Source organism: Actinomyces faecalis (genome assembly GCF_013184985.2).
Taxonomy (GTDB): Bacteria; Actinomycetota; Actinomycetes; order Actinomycetales; family Actinomycetaceae; genus Actinomyces; species Actinomyces faecalis.
In genome coordinates this window covers 1459770-1476797 of the sequence record NZ_CP063418.1, presented here as the reverse complement: position 1 = coordinate 1476797, position 17028 = coordinate 1459770, and the positions used below count along the sequence as shown (strand labels likewise).

General features: G+C 69.3%; 12 protein-coding genes. 10 read left to right on the top strand and 2 right to left on the bottom strand.

Translation table 11 applies throughout. The features are described from left to right. Positions 1–8 precede the first annotated feature (8 nt). The 3 genes from HRL51_RS06235 (at position 9) to aspS (ending at position 3035) form a co-directional block, all read left to right on the top strand. Entirely contained in the window at positions 9–491 is a 483-nt protein-coding gene (locus HRL51_RS06235) for a type III secretion system chaperone family protein (RefSeq protein ID WP_172192638.1), read from the top strand. 5 nt (positions 492–496) lie between these two features. Then, the gene (locus HRL51_RS06230; protein ID WP_172192636.1) at positions 497–1009 is read left to right on the top strand and encodes a type III secretion system chaperone family protein; all 513 of its coding nucleotides are present in this window, start codon (positions 497–499) and stop codon (positions 1007–1009) included. 226 nt (positions 1010–1235) lie between these two features. Further along, positions 1236–3035: an aspartate--tRNA ligase gene (aspS, locus tag HRL51_RS06225; protein WP_172192634.1), complete on the top strand. Its 1800-nt coding sequence runs from the start codon at positions 1236–1238 to the stop codon at positions 3033–3035. A 130-nt stretch (positions 3036–3165) separates the two neighbouring features. On the opposite strand, the gene HRL51_RS11735 is transcribed toward aspS, so the two are convergent. Beyond that, complete coding sequence (locus HRL51_RS11735; protein ID WP_244960116.1) at positions 3166–3330, bottom strand: hypothetical protein; 165 nt, start codon at positions 3328–3330, stop codon at positions 3166–3168. A 1335-nt stretch (positions 3331–4665) separates the two neighbouring features. On the opposite strand from HRL51_RS11735, the gene HRL51_RS06215 reads away from it, so the two are divergent. The 3 genes from HRL51_RS06215 to HRL51_RS06205 all read left to right on the top strand — a co-directional run bounded on the left by HRL51_RS06215 (position 4666) and on the right by HRL51_RS06205 (position 8784). After that, entirely contained in the window at positions 4666–7362 is a 2697-nt protein-coding gene (locus HRL51_RS06215; protein ID WP_172192632.1) for a hypothetical protein, read from the top strand. Continuing rightward, the gene (locus HRL51_RS06210) at positions 7355–8077 is read left to right on the top strand and encodes an ABC transporter ATP-binding protein (RefSeq protein ID WP_172192630.1); all 723 of its coding nucleotides are present in this window, start codon (positions 7355–7357) and stop codon (positions 8075–8077) included. Before HRL51_RS06215 ends, HRL51_RS06210 begins: the two co-directional genes overlap by 8 nt. A gap of 89 nt (positions 8078–8166) precedes the next feature. Next, the gene (locus HRL51_RS06205) at positions 8167–8784 is read left to right on the top strand and encodes an L-threonylcarbamoyladenylate synthase (protein WP_172120092.1); all 618 of its coding nucleotides are present in this window, start codon (positions 8167–8169) and stop codon (positions 8782–8784) included. Positions 8785–8807: 23 nt separating this feature from the next. Here the strand turns inward: HRL51_RS06205 and HRL51_RS06200 are convergent, their stop codons facing one another. Beyond that, positions 8808–11105, bottom strand: a complete 2298-nt coding sequence (locus tag HRL51_RS06200) for an MMPL family transporter (protein WP_172192627.1) — start codon at positions 11103–11105, stop codon at positions 8808–8810. A gap of 73 nt (positions 11106–11178) precedes the next feature. Between HRL51_RS06200 and HRL51_RS06195 the strand changes: the two genes are divergently transcribed. From HRL51_RS06195 to alaS, 4 genes are all read left to right on the top strand, one after another. After that, entirely contained in the window at positions 11179–12570 is a 1392-nt protein-coding gene (locus HRL51_RS06195) for a replication-associated recombination protein A (RefSeq protein WP_172120090.1), read from the top strand. Further along, positions 12567–13373, top strand: coding sequence for a sulfite exporter TauE/SafE family protein (locus HRL51_RS06190; RefSeq protein WP_172120089.1), 807 nt, complete (start codon positions 12567–12569; stop codon positions 13371–13373). The genes HRL51_RS06195 and HRL51_RS06190 overlap by 4 nt, the downstream gene beginning before the upstream one ends. 183 nt (positions 13374–13556) lie before the next feature. After that, positions 13557–14180, top strand: coding sequence for a 30S ribosomal protein S4 (rpsD, locus tag HRL51_RS06185; RefSeq protein ID WP_172120088.1), 624 nt, complete (start codon positions 13557–13559; stop codon positions 14178–14180). A 123-nt stretch (positions 14181–14303) separates the two neighbouring features. Next, positions 14304–17018: an alanine--tRNA ligase gene (gene alaS, locus HRL51_RS06180; protein WP_172120087.1), complete on the top strand. Its 2715-nt coding sequence runs from the start codon at positions 14304–14306 to the stop codon at positions 17016–17018. Positions 17019–17028 lie beyond the last annotated feature (10 nt).

The following is a 17028-nucleotide window of genomic DNA, read 5'->3' as shown; positions in this document are numbered from 1 at the left end:
TCTTACTCGTGAGCCTCTTCTCCCGTTCCCCGGGCCACGTCCCGCAGGCCCCGGGGCCTGCCGCGGGCTCAGCGCAGGTGCTGGCGCCGTTGAGCCAGGACCGTCTGGTCGCTCTGTTCAAGGAGCGGGACTGGCGCTACTTCATCGACTCCGACGGCGACCTGGGCGGGATGTGGGACGACGCCACCTTCTACTTCACCCTGGCCGGGGAGAAGCAGGAGGTGCTGCGCATCTGGGCGCAGCTGCCAGGCACCGTCGACGCTACCCACCTGGAGCAGGTGCGCACGGTCCTGGACGCCTCGCACCGGCGCAGCGCCTGGCCCACCGCGAGCTACCGGATTGACGACGACGGCGAGGTGCGGGTCTTCGCCAGCCACGCGGTGGACTACGAGTACGGTCTGAGTGATCTCCAGCTGGCCCAGCACGTGGACTGCGCGATCGCCACGGTCAACGGTCTGTTCGCAGACCTCAACGAGGTGCTAGGACGGTGAGGGGCGTGCGAGGTCTCTTCTCCGGGGCGCGACGCCAGGACTCTGGTGCCGCCAGCGCGTCGGCCAGCCAGCAGGTGCGTCCCCTCACGCGTGAGCGTGTGCAGGAGCTGCTCGACCGCCACGGCTGGGTCTACGAGACGGACTCCGACGGCGACCTGGTGGGACGCTGGGACAACGACCTGCTGACCTTCATGGTGCGCGGCGAGAGCGGGGAGGTCCTCAACGTCATGGGCTACATGCTTGAGGACCTGCCGCTGGAGCACCTGGACGAGGTGCGCTTCGCGCTGGAGGAGTGGCACCGTGGGCACATCTGGCCCACCTGCTTCTGGCGTCAGAACGACGACGCCCTGACCTTCTCCGTCGGCGCCTCCCACATGGTCGACTGGGAGCACGGGGTGGCCGACTGCCAGCTGGAGCAGCAGGTGGCCTGTGCGATGAGAACGATCGCTGACGCCTTCGCGGACGTGCGGAGCCGGCTCGCACTGCGTGCCGACGGCCCGAACGAGAGGCAGTGGTGAGGGCTGGGCAGAGGACCTACCAGGTCGGCCACGCCGTCCACGCCCTCAGCGTCATGCTCTCCGTGGCTGCCGGTCAGCTCGGTCTGGCGACCTAGCGGCGGCCCGGACCTGCGTCGTCGGGCGCCGGAGGGGCGAGCGCTAGGATCACCCTCAGTGCCCGCCCGTCTCGCGGTGCGCTCCGCCGGGCGCCGGAACCATGCGCCCCCAACGGAAGGGACCACAACCCGTGCTGCGAACCCGCACCGCAGGAAGCCTGCGTAGCACTGACATCGGCCAGGCCGTCACCCTCACCGGCTGGGTGGACCGCCGCCGTGACCACGGAGGCGTCGCCTTCATCGACCTGCGTGACGCCTCGGGCATCGCCCAGGTCGTCATCCGCGAGGAGGTCGCCCACGACCTGCGCGCCGAGTACGTCCTCAAGGTCACCGGCGAGGTCAGCGCCCGCCCCGAGGGCAACGCCAACCCCAACCTGCCCACCGGCGAGATCGAGGTCGTCGTCTCCGACGTCGAGATCCTCAACCCCGCTGCTCCGTTGCCCTTCCAGGTCTCCGACCACGCCGAGGACGCCGGGAGCGTGGGCGAGGAGGCACGGCTGAGGTACCGCTACCTCGACCTGCGTCGCTCCTCCATGCAGCACGCCATCCGTCTGCGCTCCCAGGTCTCCCAGGCTGCGCGCACGGTCCTGGCCAGCCACGACTTCGTCGAGATCGAGACCCCGACGCTCACGCGCTCCACCCCTGAGGGCGCGCGCGACTTCCTCGTGCCCGCGCGCCTGGCGCCGGGCTCCTGGTACGCCCTGCCCCAGAGCCCTCAGCTGTTCAAGCAGCTGCTCATGGTGGCCGGGATGGAGCGCTACTACCAGATCGCCCGCTGCTACCGCGACGAGGACTTCCGCGCCGACCGCCAGCCCGAGTTCACCCAGCTTGACATCGAGATGTCCTTCGTCGAGCAGGAGGACGTCATCACGGTCGCCGAGGACGTGCTCAAGGAGGTCTGGGCGCTGATCGGATACGACCTGCCCACCCCGATCCCGCACATGACCTACAAGGACGCCATGGAGAGGTACGGCTCGGACAAGCCCGACCTGCGCTTCGGCCTGGAGCTGACGGACCTGACCGAGTACTTCAAGGACACCACCTTCCGCGTCTTCCAGAACGAGTACGTCGGATCCGTCGTGATGCCCGGCGGCGCCTCCCAGTCGCGTCGTACCTTTGACGCCTGGCAGGAGTGGGCCAAGCAGCGTGGTGCTAAGGGCCTGGCCTACGTCACCGTCTCCGAGGACGGGGAGCTGGGCGGCCCGGTGGCCAAGAACATCACCGAGGCCGAGCGCGCGGGCCTGGCTGAGGCCGCCGGCGCGGGGTCGGGCGACGCGATCTTCTTCGCCGCCGGCTCGGTGGACGCCTCGCGTGCCCTCCTGGGCGCCGCTCGTCTAGAGATCGGTAGGCGCTGCGGACTCATTGACGAGGACGCCTGGTCCTTCGTGTGGGTCGTGGACGCGCCCCTGTTCAAGCCCTCGGCCGAGGCCAAGGCTGAGGGAGACGTGGCGCTGGGCAAGTCCGCCTGGACCGCTGTCCACCACGCCTTCACCTCGCCCAAGCCTGAGTGGCTGGACTCCTTCGACAAGGACCCCGGCAACGCCCTGGCCTACGCCTACGACATCGTGTGCAACGGCAACGAGATCGGCGGCGGCTCGATCCGTATCCACCGCAACGACGTCCAGAAGCGTGTCTTCAACGTCATGGGCATCGGTGAGGAGGAGGCCCAGGCGAAGTTCGGCTTCCTGCTCGACGCCTTTAAGTTCGGCGCCCCGCCGCACGGTGGCATCGCCTTCGGCTGGGACCGCATCGTCTCCCTGCTCACCCACGCCGACTCGATCCGCGACGTCATCGCCTTCCCCAAGTCCGGTGGTGGTTATGACCCGTTGACTGAGGCGCCTGCTCCGATCACCCCCGAGCAGCGCAAGGAGGCCGGCGTCGACGCCGTGCCTGAGGACAGGGACGCCAAGGCACCGGCCAAGACGGACTGAGCCTTCCTCTGACGCAGGGGACCGGATGGTCCTGGGTACGACTCAGGACCATCCGGTCTCATGCGTCAGGCGGCGTTGGTACGGGGCAAGAAAGCACCGGTGCCGGGCATGGAGTGCTCTCGATCCCGGCTCAGGCGGGCTCAGTGTCAGGCTTGCGTGCGACGATGGCAGTGCCCGTGAACTGATCGCGGTAGTCCTTGAAGGCCGCGCGCATCGCGAGGACTCGCCGCCATTCCGCCTCCGTCAGTGGGCGCACATTGACCCGGATGGTCGGCGCGAGCCGCTTGCGGAGCACCTCGGTGAGGGTCGGGTCAATGTCATCCGGGGTTATCCCAGCTGCGGCAGGCAGCCCCGTCTCGTGGGCTCTGGCGTTGATGACAGTGCCACCGCGTGGGCCGACGACGGTGCGGTGACCTGAGCCTGCTCCAGCCTACGGGTGGTGAGTCTCAGACCACCAGGCCGTAGGACACGCTTACCGGCCCGTGCGAGCACCCGGTGTCCGGTGTCGGTCATGGTGGAGCGGTCGCTCTGGGAAAAGATGGCGTCATCGACATGCAGCGGCTGTCACGCTCTTGGGCGAGGTGATCCTAGGTAGTTGACGGGTAGTCAGATTCCACCTCTTGCTATGTCATCGAGACCACCCCCCCTCGCCTGTTTCCTCAGCTGGGAAGAGGTCCTTTCCTGCCGTTGCGCTACCGTCGGGCAGCCTTGTGGTCGCCGCCGAGGTCTATGGACCGTGAGGGCTGGTCTGTCCCTGTTCGACTACTCCTTGCGCTGTGGGCACCTACCTTGCACCACGCCAGGGCCCTAGACGGTTCGCGTCACCTCTCGTGGGGGCTGTATCCAGGTGGGGACGTGCCTCCAAGGGCTATCGGTCTTTCTTGACGTAATGAAAGACCGCGACCGCCAGTGAAATTGCGATGATCCACAGCGGTGCGCTGCGCACCAGCTCGAGGAATACTGATGTGGTCAAGGCTAAGGATGCATTTTCCATGATCAGGTGTCACTTTCAAGGAATTCGACGTGCTGGCTGCATGCTCATTCGACGTGGGTGCGCCGTTTTCCAGCAGGCGTTCTTTGATGATTCCGGCGAGCCGGATAAGACTGACTGCAATATGATGTAGATCACGTACTCTTGTTGTCAAGGCAGGAGCTCCTGATGTAGTGAGCCGTCAACTGTGGGGGATCAGGTTGTGGTGGAGGTGGCGGTTGACGAGCGCACGGTCGCATGCTGGCCGCACATACCACACAGACGAAAGACGTGTGTCATATCAACGTGTTAGGGTCAACAGCCCCAGCCTCGTCCCCGCGAATGGATCGTTCGCCATGCTCCGAAAGCTTCTTGGACTCCTTACTGCCGTCTCCCTTCTTGCAGTCGTAACGACGCCGATGGCGGCGGCAGCCCCTCCGCGCCCGTACCCTGGTCCTCCAGGCTTCGACTACAACAATCCGCCGCCTGGGTGCGTGTATGTCACTCGTACCCTGATCAGGTGCTTGTCCACGCCCGCAGACCTTGCGTAAGCGGGATGGTGATGTTGTCAGCCCGCATCGCAGTCGGCTGAGTGCGAGTGCGCTCCTGGGCGTTGCGGTCCTCGGGGCGTGCCTGGTCGGTTCAGGCACGGAGGTCAGCGTGCAGGGACTAGTCAACGGAGCCCGTGATCAGGCGGTTGATCTGCTCGTGACCGACGGCTCCGCCTCTCCAGTCACGATGGTCGGCGGTGTCCCCATGCTGGCACCCGATGCCTGGATGACGCCAGGCACTATCACACCTGCTCAGGTGGAGCAGCTGCGTGCCCTGCCTGGCGTCGAGGTTGCCGCTCCCGTGACCTACCTGGACCTGGCTAGCGACGAGCGGTCCCAGACGCTGAGCACCTTGCTCCCGGTGACGGGCACGGATGACAACGGCCTAGACGCCTGGCGGGCGGAGGCGTCCTATTCCGTGACCGATGGGACCGGGACCCACACCTCGGACCCCACCACGCTCTTCCTCGGCACACAGCGGGGGCGTCCCCTCCTGGATACGGGGGCACGCGCCTACCTCCACCGGGAGGCTGAGGAGATCACAGTACGCTCCGCCGACAACGGCTACTCCTCGGCTGCCCTGTCCTCCTCAGCCCTGTCCTCCTCAGCCCTGTCCTTCCATGCCCCGCTCGTCCCCTCGCCCAGTTCCCTGGTCGCCCTGGACCCCCAGGCCGAGGCGGCCCTCGCCCGAGCCGCGGGAGCGCAGGAGACGGCTGAGGCGATGGACACGTTGGCGGACGCGTGGCAGCGTATGACAACCCTCGGCACCGAGGGGATCCACAGCGTCGTCCATCCCTACGACCCGGATCTCACCTACGAGCCCGCCAGTGTCTCCCAGGCAGCGACCACCTCGGGCATCCCGGTCCCGGTGGTCACGGCTGCCAGTGGTGCCCTGCCAACTATCTCGGTCTCCGTGACAGCGGCAAGACTGGAGACCGCTGACGCAACGCTCGGCGAAGGGGAGAACGGTTCCTGCCCTATGGTCACCGGGCAGGGCCCTGATGCGCTGGGTTGCACGGTCCTGACCGATCATGATCGAGCCGTCCTTTCCTCTCTGTCTTCCATCGGACCAGGCGTTACCTCAGCAGTGGCCGGCCCGGCCTTCCTGTGGCGTCATCCCGCTCACCCTTTCCGGCTCGTCGAGGGCCAGGAGCCTCCTGCCAGCGGCCTGGCTTCCTTTCCTGGCGCTGACCTCTCCTTCAGACGTCCCACACAACGCACCCTGCTGCTGCCACTGTCCCGCCGGACCTCCTCCTCCCAGCCTGCCGTTGAGCTCCTGCCCGCTAGAGCCCCGACTACACATGGTCAGGTCTGGCAGGAGGAGGTCTACCGCCCCACCCGCCCTGACGCGGGCCAGTACCTGGCTCCCGGTCTCATCCCGGTTGCCACCTACCACCCGGAGCGGTCCTCAATCACCGGGGCGGACCCGCTCGCTGCCACGACGCTGGCGACCGCCCAGGGACAGATCGCGCCCACTCTCAACGGCACAGGCGCCGTCACCGCTCCCGCCGCCACCGTGCTGCCCGACGCCGCGTTGGACACGCTGACCGTGGCCGGCCGCCCCCGCCCCACTGCGGGCACCGTCAGGCTTCGACTCACCCGGGACGCTGACGGCTGCCTCCCCCAGAGCAGGATTGAGGAGGTCGCCTCCCGCGTGGCCAGCATGGGCCTGACCCCGACGGTCCTTCGCGGTGCCTCTCCCGCGACCGTCTCCGTCACCTTGTCAGGCTCGGCGCCGCACGCCTGGCACGGCGAGGCAACCGAGACCTGGAGCGAGCTCGGCGCCGACACCAGGGTCACCACCACCTCAGCCTGGGGCACCACGCTTATCACCGCCACCGCGCTGGCCAGTACCGGCCTCGTCGCCCTGCTCAGCGAGCTGCGGGCAGGGATCCACCGGCAGCGCACGGCCCGGCTCCTGCTCCACTCCGGGTGGCGCAGGCGCCAGGTGACCGGCTACCTGCTGCGCCGCGAGCTTCCCGGCGCCGCGCTCCTGCTGGGGCTGGCGGCAGGCGCCGTCGCCGTCTCCACCCGTCTGGCCGTGCCAGCCGGCCTGGGCTCCGGGGCCGCGGCGACCGCCTTCCTGTACGTGCTGGTCCTGGGCCTGCTCGTGCTGGCACAGGTGTCCGTGGCCTGCCGGCCCGCCACCACCCGCATGCGCCTCCAGGCCGGGGACATGAGGCAGCTGCCTACGACGGCCCGAGCCTACGTCCCGGCTCCGGACACAGCTCCCGCCACAACCACACCAGCACCCCACAGCACGCGGGCCGCAGCCGTATGGCATGCGGTGCGGCTGGGCGTGGCCAGGACCCGGCCGTCCGCCGCCCTGACGACCAGCGCCGCCGTCGTGCTGGCCGCCCTGGCAGGCGCTGGCTTCATCACCGTCCTGGAGACCTTCTCACAACGCGCCGGCTTCTCCGAGCTGGCCTCATCGGTGCTGCGCGTGTCACGGCTCGCCACAGGGGCCCTGGTCCTGCTCAGCCTCGCCGCCACCCTCAGCATCCTCGTCTCCACCCTGCGCCACGAGTCCGGCTCCTCCCAGCGTGCCCACCGCCTGCTAGCGGCCTCGGGCTGGCTGCGCCAGGAACGGGTGCTGTGCGAGACCGCACGCTGGGCATGGGAGCACCTGCCAGTCACTCTGCTCCTACCAGTGACCGTGCTCACCGCGGTGGAGGTCGGAGTACTGAGCGGACAGGCGGGTGCGCTCGCACTCGCCTGCGCCGGGAGCGCGCTCATCCTCGTCCTGACCACGAGGGTCCTCGTCATCCTTGCCTGTGACCGCCCCGAGGAGGCGCTGCGTGACTAGCCCGTCCTTTCACCAGCCAGCCCCTGAGCCACTCGGGGAAGCAAGTCCTCCCACCCTCGCCCTCCAGGACGTCGAGATCGCCTTCACCAGGCGCGATGGCAGCCGCCTGAGCGTGGTCTCCGGCTTCTGTCTGGAGGTGTCAGCAGGCGAGATCGTCTGCCTGGCTGGACGCTCGGGCTGCGGCAAGACGAGCGTGCTACGCACCGCCTGCGGCCTGCTACGCCCCTTAGCTGGTCAGGTCCGGTGGGAGGGAAGGCTCCTGCCCTGGCAGGCGCCGGGGCGCCTGGCTGCCACACGCAGCGGGTTCCTCGGCCTGGTCTCCCAGGACAACCCCGGTCTGGAGGAGCTCAGCGCAGTCGACAACGTCACGCTAGGACTAGCCCCGCACCTGCGAGGCCGGGGCCGCAGGCAGCGCACCCTGGCTCGTCACAAGGCACTGGTCCTGCTTGACCGCCTCGGTATCAGTGACCCGGGGGCACGACTGGGACGCATGTCCGGAGGGGAACGTCAGCGTGTGAGCCTGGCACGGGCAGTGCTGGCCGACCCGCGCCTGCTGTGCCTGGACGAGCCAACCTCCGCCCTGGACTCAGCCTCCACGCAGCTGGTCCTAGAGCTCGTACACGACCAGGCCCACCACGGCTGCGCCATCCTCCTGGCCTCCCACGACCCGCTGGTCACCCAGATCGCGGACAGGGTCATCGAGATACCCGCCTGAGAGCCGACGGTCTCGCTCTCTTAAACGTACGGTCTCGGCCAGGGGGAGGGAACTGTCCCAGGTAGGGAGATCTGGAGCACAATAGGGTCATGTCGCGCTACATCGAGCTCCACCCGGTCAACCCGCAGGCCCGTCTGGTGTCCAAGGTCGTGGACACGCTTGACGACGGCGGCCTGGTCGCCTACCCCACGGACTCCGGCTACGCGCTGGCCTGCGCACCGGGGAACAAGGAGGGGCTTGACCGCATCCGTGCCATCCGTCAGCTCGATGACAAGCACAACTTCACCTTCGTGTGCGCCGACTTCGCCCAGGCCGGGCCGCTGGCGATCGTGGGCAACAACGCCTTCCGCCTCATCAAGCGCCTGACGCCGGGGCCGTGGACCTTCATCCTCAAGGGCACCAAGGAGGTCCCCCGGATGACGCTCAACCCCAAGAAGCACACGCTGGGCGTGCGCATCCCTGACCACGCCATCACCCAGGCGCTCGTGGCCGGCTTCGGCGCCCCGATCCTGTCCTCGACCTTCATCCGGCCCGGCAACGACGAGCCTGAGACCAGCGGCTGGGAGATCGAGGACGCCCTGGGCCACCTCATCGACGTCGTCATCGAGGGACCGGTGACCTCCACCGAGCCGACGACGGTGGTGGACCTGACCAGCGACGTCCCTGAGGTCGCTCGCGAGGGCGCCGGGGACGTCAGCCTGATCTGACGGCTCCAGGACCGGGCAAGCCTTCAGTGCTTGATGCCGTAGCGCTCGTAGAGGCGACGCATCGGAGCCGGCGCCCACCAGTTCCACCGGCCTAGCAGGGTCATGGTGGCGGGCACGAGCAGCATGCGCACCACCGTGGCGTCCAGCGCGACGATGACGGCCAGGGCCAGACCGACCTGCTTGATGACGAGCAGGTCCCCGCCCACGAAGCCGAGGAAGACCAGCACCATGATGAGTGCAGCCGATGTCACGACACGGCCCGAGTGCTGCAGCCCGCGCTCGACAGCGGTGTCGTTGTCACAGCCAGCGTCCCAGTACTCCTTGATCCGCGCCAGGATGAAGACCTCGTAGTCCATCGCCAGGCCGAAACCCACACCCACGGCGGTCACCACGACATAGGCCTCCACGCCCCCGATCGGGGTGAAGCCGAGCAGCCCTGTCAGGTGGCCCTCCTGGAAGACCCACACCACCACGCCGACCGAGGCCGCCAGGGACAGCGCGTTCATCGCCAGTGCCTTGAGCGGGACCAGGACGGAGCCGGTCATGAGGAAGAGCAGGACGAAGGTCGCCAGCGCGATGACCGCCACGACCCAGGGCAGGCCGTCCAGCACCGCGGAGCGGAAGTCGACCTGGCTGGCTGCCTGGCCGGTCACCCAGGTGTCAGCCGGAGCGGCCAGGTCGCGCACGGCCTGGACAGCCTCCTCGGAGGAGGCCTGGGTCCCGTCCCCGGCCAGGTCCAGGTAGACCACCGTGTACTGGCCGGCGGTAGCGGACTGGAGGACCGCCTCGACACCGGGAGCGGTGGCCACCTGGTCGTTGATGAAGGTCGTGACCTCCTGCCCGGTCGCAGCGATAATGAGGGTGGCGTCCTGCTGCCGGGCCGCCGGGTAGTCCTCCTGGAGGACGGCGAGGTAGGTGCGTTGGTCCGAGGCGCTCGGCAGCAGCTCAGTGGTGGAGGTCAGCATGTGCATCGAGCGCGCCGGTAGGGCCAGCACGAGCAGCAGGATGACGCAGGCGGTCAGCACCAGCCACGGCACGCGGTGGACGGCGCGCGCCAGCCGGGAGAAGAAGCCCTCCTGACGGGTCACGTCCCCAAGGTGGCGCTGGATAGTGCCGAGGACCCTCAGGTGTCTCAAGGGTGAGGGCCGTTGCAGCCGCTCGCCCAGCAGCACGAGGGCCGCTGGTACCAGGGTGAGGGCAGCAGCGACGGCGATCAGGACGACGGCGATCGAGGCGACGGCGATGGAGCGCAGGACGTCGGTGCCCATGAGCAGCAGCGAGAACAGGGAGATCGCGACCGTCAGGCCGGAGAAGAGGACCGTCCGCCCGGCGGTGGTGACCGTCGTCGTCATGGCCTCGGCCAGCGGACCGCTACGGCGGCTGCGGCGCCGACGCCGGATCCTGCCCCCCTCCGCCGGCTCGTGCGTCTGGGCGCTCAGTCCCGCCAGCTCCTCGCGGTAGCGCGAGGTGATGAGAAGCGCGTAGTCGATGGACAGACCCAGCCCGATGACGCTGACGATGTTGACCACGAAGGACTGCAGGTCGACGAGCAAGGAGGTCAGCCACAGGACCCCGAAGGACCCCGCGATCGAGGACAGGGCCCCCAGCACAGGCATCCCCGCCGCCAGGAAGCCGCCGAAGACGAGCACCATCACCAGCAGGGTCAGCGGCAGGGCGATGAGCTCGCCGCGCACGAGGTCAGCCTCGACCTGATCGTTGACGGCAGCCGCCAGGAGGCGGTCGTCAGAGACGATGCCGTGCGCGTCGGGGCTGATGGCGTGCAGCTCATCGGGCACCTGTGCCAGGCGGTCCTCCACCTGCCTGACGAGCTTGTCCACATTCTCCTGGTACTCGGTGCCCTCATCGGAGGCCACCTCCTCACCGTTGGGGTCCACCGTGACGATGAGGAGGAATCCGTCGAGGTCCTTGGACGCCAGGACCCTGGCAGCCGGCTGCTCCAGCATTCCTGGCACGACGAAGGGGTCCAGGACATTGGTCGGCCCCACCAGGGCCCCCAGCTCCTTGTGCACCGGTTCCAGCGCCGCAGCCACGGCTTCCTGGGTGCTGTCCTCAGAGATGTCGACCCCAGTGACCAGGAGGCTGACTGTCTGACCGTCCCCGGTCAGGGTGGAGATGATCTCCTCACCCTGGGCGGACTCGGTTCCGCCGATGATCGCCGAGCTGGTCTCCAGACGGTCGAAGAGCCCCTTGCCTCCGAAGCCGGTCAGCGCCAGGGCCGCGAGCAGGACCGCGAGACCGGCCCAGACCGCGACGACGATCCAGGCGTCCTTGAGCAGACGTCGTGCGAGCCAGGTGAGCATGACCCCATTGTCCCATTACCGGGCGGACAGAGGCACCCGCCACGGCACCGGGAACGGGATAGGGTCTGCACTCGTGGACCTGTTTGACAGCGCTGGGCGGGACGAGGTCGGCCTGCCGGTGGACCCGCACGCCCCGTTGGCCGTGCGGATGCGTCCACGTACCCTGGACGAGGTGGTCGGTCAGGACCACCTGCTGGCCCCCGGATCGCCGCTACGGCGCCTGGTCTGTCCGCCCGACGACGGCCCGGCGGCAGGCGCGGGGGTCTCCTCGGTGGTCCTGTGGGGTCCTCCAGGCACTGGCAAGACCACGTTGGCCTACCTCGTGGCACGCGGCTCAGGACGCAGGTTCGTCGAGCTCAGCGCGGTGACGGCGGGGGTCAAGGACGTGCGCGCCGTCGTCGAGCAGGCCAGGAGGCTGCTGGCCTCCACCGGGGAGGAGACGGTGCTCTTCGTCGACGAGGTCCACCGCTTCTCCCGCTCCCAGCAGGACGCCCTGCTGCCGAGCGTGGAGAACCGGTGGGTCACCCTCATGGCCGCCACGACGGAGAACCCCAGCTTCTCGGTGGTCTCCCCGCTGCTCTCGCGCTCACTGCTACTGACTCTCCACCCTCTCGGCGCCCAGGACGTGGCTGAGGTCGTGGACCGGGCGCTGGCTGACGAGCGTGGGCTCGGCGGCGCCGTCGGCATCCAGGACGAGGCACGTGAGCAGATCGTGCGGATGGCGGGCTCGGACGCACGCAAGTCGCTGACCGTCCTGGAGGCGGCGGCCGGTGCGGTGCTCGCCTCGTCACGCGGCGAGGAGGGCGCGGACGGCGAGGACGGCGAGCCACCGGTCATCACCCTGGCTGACGTCGAGCAGGCCGCGGACGTCGCTGCGGTGCGCTACGACAGGCAGGGCGACCAGCACTACGACGTCATCAGCGCCTTCATCAAGTCCATGCGAGGCTCGGACCCGGACGCGACCCTGCACTACCTGGCTCGCATGATCGCGGCGGGAGAGGACCCGCGCTACATCGCTCGCCGGATCACGATCCACGCGGCGGAGGACGTGGGACTGGCTGACCCCTCGGTGCTGACGACGGCGGTCGCGGCCCAGCAGGCCGTGGCCCTGATCGGCATGCCGGAGGCGCAGCTGGTCCTGGCCGAGGCTGCGCTGGCCGTGGCGACCGCGCCCAAGTCCAACGCCGTGACGGTGGGGATCGGCCAGGCCCTGGCCGACGTGTCAGCGGGCAAGGGGGGAGCGGTGCCACCTCACCTGCGCGACGCCCACTACGCGGGGGCCAGGGCGCTGGGCCACGGGGAGGGCTACCTCTACCCCCACGACTTCCCGCACGCCGTCGTCTCCCAGCAGTACCTGCCCGCCGAGCTGGTCGGAACGCGCTACTACGAGCCCACCACCCACGGGCACGAGAAGCGGCTGGCGGCGCGTGTGGAGGCCGTGCGCCGGATCCTGGGGCAGCAGTGAGCGCATCCAGACGCGCGCCAGGCGCGGGAGGGGTCCTGGCGACCCTGGCCACCGGGCTCGTGGCCGGCTTCCTGTCCGGCCTGTTCGGTGTGGGTGGAGGACTGGTGATCGTGCCCGCGCTGGTGGCCCTGCGAGGTATGGACCAGCGCAGGGCAGCGGCGACCTCCCTGGCCGCCATCGTGGTCACTGCCGTGGTGGGGTCCGCCTCCTACGCCGCCAGGGGCGAGGTCTGGCTGGCCGGGGCCGCGCTGCTCGTGGCCGGGTCCCTCGCGGGTGCCCAGGTGGGGACCTGGCTGCTGCGCAGGCTTCCCGAGCGGATGCTGCCGTGGACCCTCATCGGCTTCGTCGCCCTGGTCATCGTCTCCCAGCAGCTGCGGGTCCCGGTGCGTGAGGCAGCCCTGGAGATGAGTCTGGCCCGTGGGGCGGGCCTGGTGCTCGTGGGCGCCTGGGCGGGCGTGCTCTCCGGCCTGGTGGGCGTGGGCGGGGGCAGCGTCATCGTTCCCGGGACGGAGATCGTCGTCGGCGTGGGGGACTTGGTGGCGCGGGGCACCTCGTTGCTGGTCATGGTCCCGACGGGGATCGTGGGAACCTGGTCCAACGCGCGCCACGGCCTGGTCGACCTGCGTGCGGGCGCCCTCGTGGGCGCGGCTGCGGCGGCAGCGGCGCCGCTGGGGGTCAGGGCGGCGGCAGCCTTGAGCCCGGCCGCAGGCAACCTCGCCTTCAGCCTCTTCCTCCTTGCCGTCGTCATCCACACCCTCCTGCACGGCCGACGCCGCCGCCAGCCCGACCCCGGACAGCGCTGAGGAACGTCTCACACCGGGGCGTCACGGCTCGCCTGCCGGGTGCTGGGCTGGCTAAGGTATCCGGGTTGCCGGTACGCCCTCGGCCGCACCGGCAGTCCTGGGGTCCTGGCCCGCTGTGGCTGACCCCGCGCCGGAAGCACCCGCTGCCGGCGTGCGACACGATCCGACAGGAAGAAGAGACTCATGAGCTCCTCCCGCTCCCGCCGCCAGGTGCGTCTGTCCCGCGCCCTCGGCATCCCGCTGACCCCCAAGGCCGTGCGCTACTTCGAGAAGCGCCCCTACGGCCCCGGCGAGCACGGCCGCGCCCGCCGCCGCACTGAGTCCGACTACGCCGTGCGTCTGAAGGAGAAGCAGCGTCTGCGCGCCCAGTACGGTATCCGTGAGGCTCAGCTCCAGCGCGTCTTCGAGGAGGCTCGTCGCGAGAAGGGCCTGACCGGTGAGTCCCTGGTCGAGCTGCTCGAGATGCGCCTGGACGCCCTCGTCCTGCGCTCCGGCTTCGCCCGCACCATCGCCCAGGCCCGTCAGGACGTCGTCCACCGCCACATCATGGTGGACGGCAAGGTCGTGGACCGTCCCTCCTTCCGCGTCAAGCCCGGCCAGACCATCCAGGTCCGCCCGCGCTCCCAGGTCATGGTCCCCTTCCAGATCGCCGCTGCCGGCACGCACCGCGACGTGCTGCCCCCGGTCCCGGAGTACCTGACCGTCGAGCTGGAGAAGCTGTCCGCCACCCTGGTGCGCCGCCCCAAGCGTGACGAGGTCCCCGTGACCTGCGACGTCCAGATGGTCGTTGAGTACTACTCGCGCTGACACCCCCGCGTGACGCAGCCGGGCGCCCCGAACCGCAGGCCGGTTCGGGGCGCCCGGTGCATCCGGGGTAGTCTCAGCCCCGGTCCTTCACCTATCCCCACCGAGGAAACAGAGCACACTCCTATGCGTACCTCCGAGATCCGCTCACGCTGGCTGGACTACTTCGCCTCGCAGGGCCACGAGATCCGTCCCTCGGTCTCGCTGGTCTCCCCGGAGCCCTCCATCCTCTTCACCGTCGCCGGCATGGTGCCCTTCATCCCCTACATCCTGGGTACGGAGCAGGCGCCCTGGCCCCGTGCGGCCTCGGTGCAGAAGTGCATCCGCACCAACGACATCGACAACGTCGGCCGCACCACCCGTCACGGCACGTTCTTCCAGATGAACGGCAACTTCTCCTTCGGGGACTACTTCAAGGAGGGGGCGATCTCCTACGCCTGGGACCTGCTGACCGGGCCCCGGTCCGAGGGGAGGTACGGACTGGACGGGGACCGTCTGTGGATGACGATCTGGGAGAGGGACGAGGTCTCCCTCCACCACCTGACCAAGGTCATCGGCGTGCCGGAGCAGCACGTCCAGAAGCTTCCCTTCGAGGAGATCTCCTGGTCCACCGGCCAGCCCGGACCGGCTGGAGCCTGCTGCGAGATCCACTACGACCGCGGTGCCGAGTACGGTCCTGACGGCGGACCGGTGGTCGACACCCAGGGTGACCGCTTCCTGGAGATCTGGAACCTCGTCTTCGACGAGTTCCTGCGCGGGGAGGGCGAGGGCCACGACTTCGAGCTGGTGGGCCAGCTCGACCAGACCGCCATCGACACCGGTGCGGGTCTGGAGCGGCTGGCCTTCATCATGCAGGACAAGCCCAACATGTACGAGATCGACGAGGTCTACCCCGTCATCGCTGCCGCTGAGGCCATGAGCGGCAAGCGCTACGGCCTGGGCGCGGCCGGTCCCAGCGCGGGCGAGGCCTACGAGGACGACGTGCGCATGCGCGTGGTGGCTGACCACGTCCGCAGCGCCCTCATGCTCATTGGCGACGGCGTCCGGCCGGGCAACGACGGCCGCGGCTACGTGCTGCGCCGCCTCATCCGCCGCGCGGTGCGCTCGATGCGTCTGCTCGGTGTCCGCGACGCCGCGATGCCGACCCTGCTGACTGCCTCCAAGGACGTCATGAAGCTGTCCTACCCCGAGCTGGAGACCGGCTGGGAGCAGATCTGCGAGGTCGCCTACGCCGAGGAGGACGCCTTCCGCCGCACCCTGGCCGCAGGCACGACGATCCTGGACACGGCGGTGGCCGCCGCCAAGGAGAAGGCCAAGGACTCCGGGACCAAGCCGGTGGTGCCTGGCTCGGTCGCCTTCGAGCTGCACGACACCTCCGGCTTCCCCATCGACCTGACCCTGGAGATGGCTGCTGAGCAGGGCGTGGAGGTCGACGAGCTTGCCTTCCGCAACCTCATGGCCGAGCAGAAGGAACGGGCCCGTGCTGACGCCCGCGCCAAGAAGGCGGGTCACGCTGACATCCGTGCCTTCCAGGAGATCGAGAAGGCGATGGGTGGTGGCTCCACCTTCCTGGGCTACACGGAGTCCAGCGCCGAGGCCAGTGTCACCGGCCTCCTGGTCGACGGCGTGCCACAGCCCGCGGTCACGGCACCGGCTGAGGTCGAGGTCGTGCTGGACCGTACCCCCTTCTACGCTGAGATGGGCGGCCAGCTCGCCGACCAGGGCGTCATCCGCCTGGCCGACGGCGGTGTCGTCGAGGTCGTTGACGTCCAGGCCCCGATCCGTGGCCTGTCCGTCCACCGTGGTCGGCTGACCGAGGGCACGATCGCGCTGGGCGAGCGTGCCTACGCCGAGATCGACTCCGCCCGCCGCCTGGCGATCGCCAGGGCGCACACCGCGACCCACATGGTCTACGCGGGCCTGCGCCAGGTGGTCAACGAGCACGCCGACCAGGCGGGTAGCGAGAACTCTCCGTCCCGCCTGCGCTTCGACTTCCGCCACGGCTCTGCGCTGTCGGCCGGCCAGGTGGGTGACATCGAGGCCCTGGTCAACGACACGCTGGCCCAGGACCTGGTCGTGCGCACTGACGTCATGAGCCTGGACGAGGCCCGTCAGGCCGGTGCCATCGCGCTGTTCGGCGAGAAGTACGGCACCGAGGTCCGCGTGGTCACCATCGGTGACGGCTTTGACAAGGAGCTGTGCGGTGGCACGCACGTACCCTCCACCGGCCATATCGGCCGCGTGGCGGTCCTGGGGGAGTCCTCGATCGGCTCGGGTGTGCGACGTATCGACGCCCTGGTGGGTGAGGGCGCCTACGACTTCCAGGCCAGGGAGCACGCCCTGGTCTCCCAGGTCACGGCGCTGGTAGGGGGCCGGGCCGACGAGCTGCCCGAGCGCATCGCCTCGCTGATGACGCGTCTGAAGGACGCTGAGAAGAAGCTTGCTGCTGCTGAGCAGGCAGCCATGGTGGCCAAGGCTGCTGAGGTGGCCGACGGCGCGGCTCGCGTGGGCGGGTACGTGCTGGCCTCGGCGAGCCTGGGCCCGGTCGGCTCGGCTGACGCGCTGCGCAGCCTCGTGCTGGACGTGCGCCAGCGCCTGGGAGACAGCGAGCCTGCCGTCGTCGCCGTGGGCGGTGTCTCGGGTGAGCGCCCGCTCATCATCGTGGCCACCAACGCCGCGGCACGCGAGCAGGGCGCCAAGGCAGGTGACCTGGTGCGTGCCGGCGCCAAGGTGCTGGGCGGCGGTGGCGGTGGCAAGCCTGACGTGGCGCAGGGCGGCGGTCAGGACGCCTCCCGGCTCAGCCAGGCCCTCGACGTGGTCGCCCAGGCCCTGTCCGCCTGAGACGGTAGCC

Bases quoted from the DNA above. Each gene is read 5' to 3' on its own strand.
- HRL51_RS06205 (WP_172120092.1), top strand. From the start codon at position 8,167: ATGTCGCGCTACATCGAGCTCCACCCGGTCAACCCGCAGGCCCGTCTG.
- HRL51_RS06200 (WP_172192627.1), bottom strand. From the start codon at position 11,105: ATGCTCACCTGGCTCGCACGACGTCTGCTCAAGGACGCCTGGATCGTC.
- rpsD (WP_172120088.1), top strand. From the start codon at position 13,557: ATGAGCTCCTCCCGCTCCCGCCGCCAGGTGCGTCTGTCCCGCGCCCTC.
- alaS (WP_172120087.1), top strand. From the start codon at position 14,304: ATGCGTACCTCCGAGATCCGCTCACGCTGGCTGGACTACTTCGCCTCG.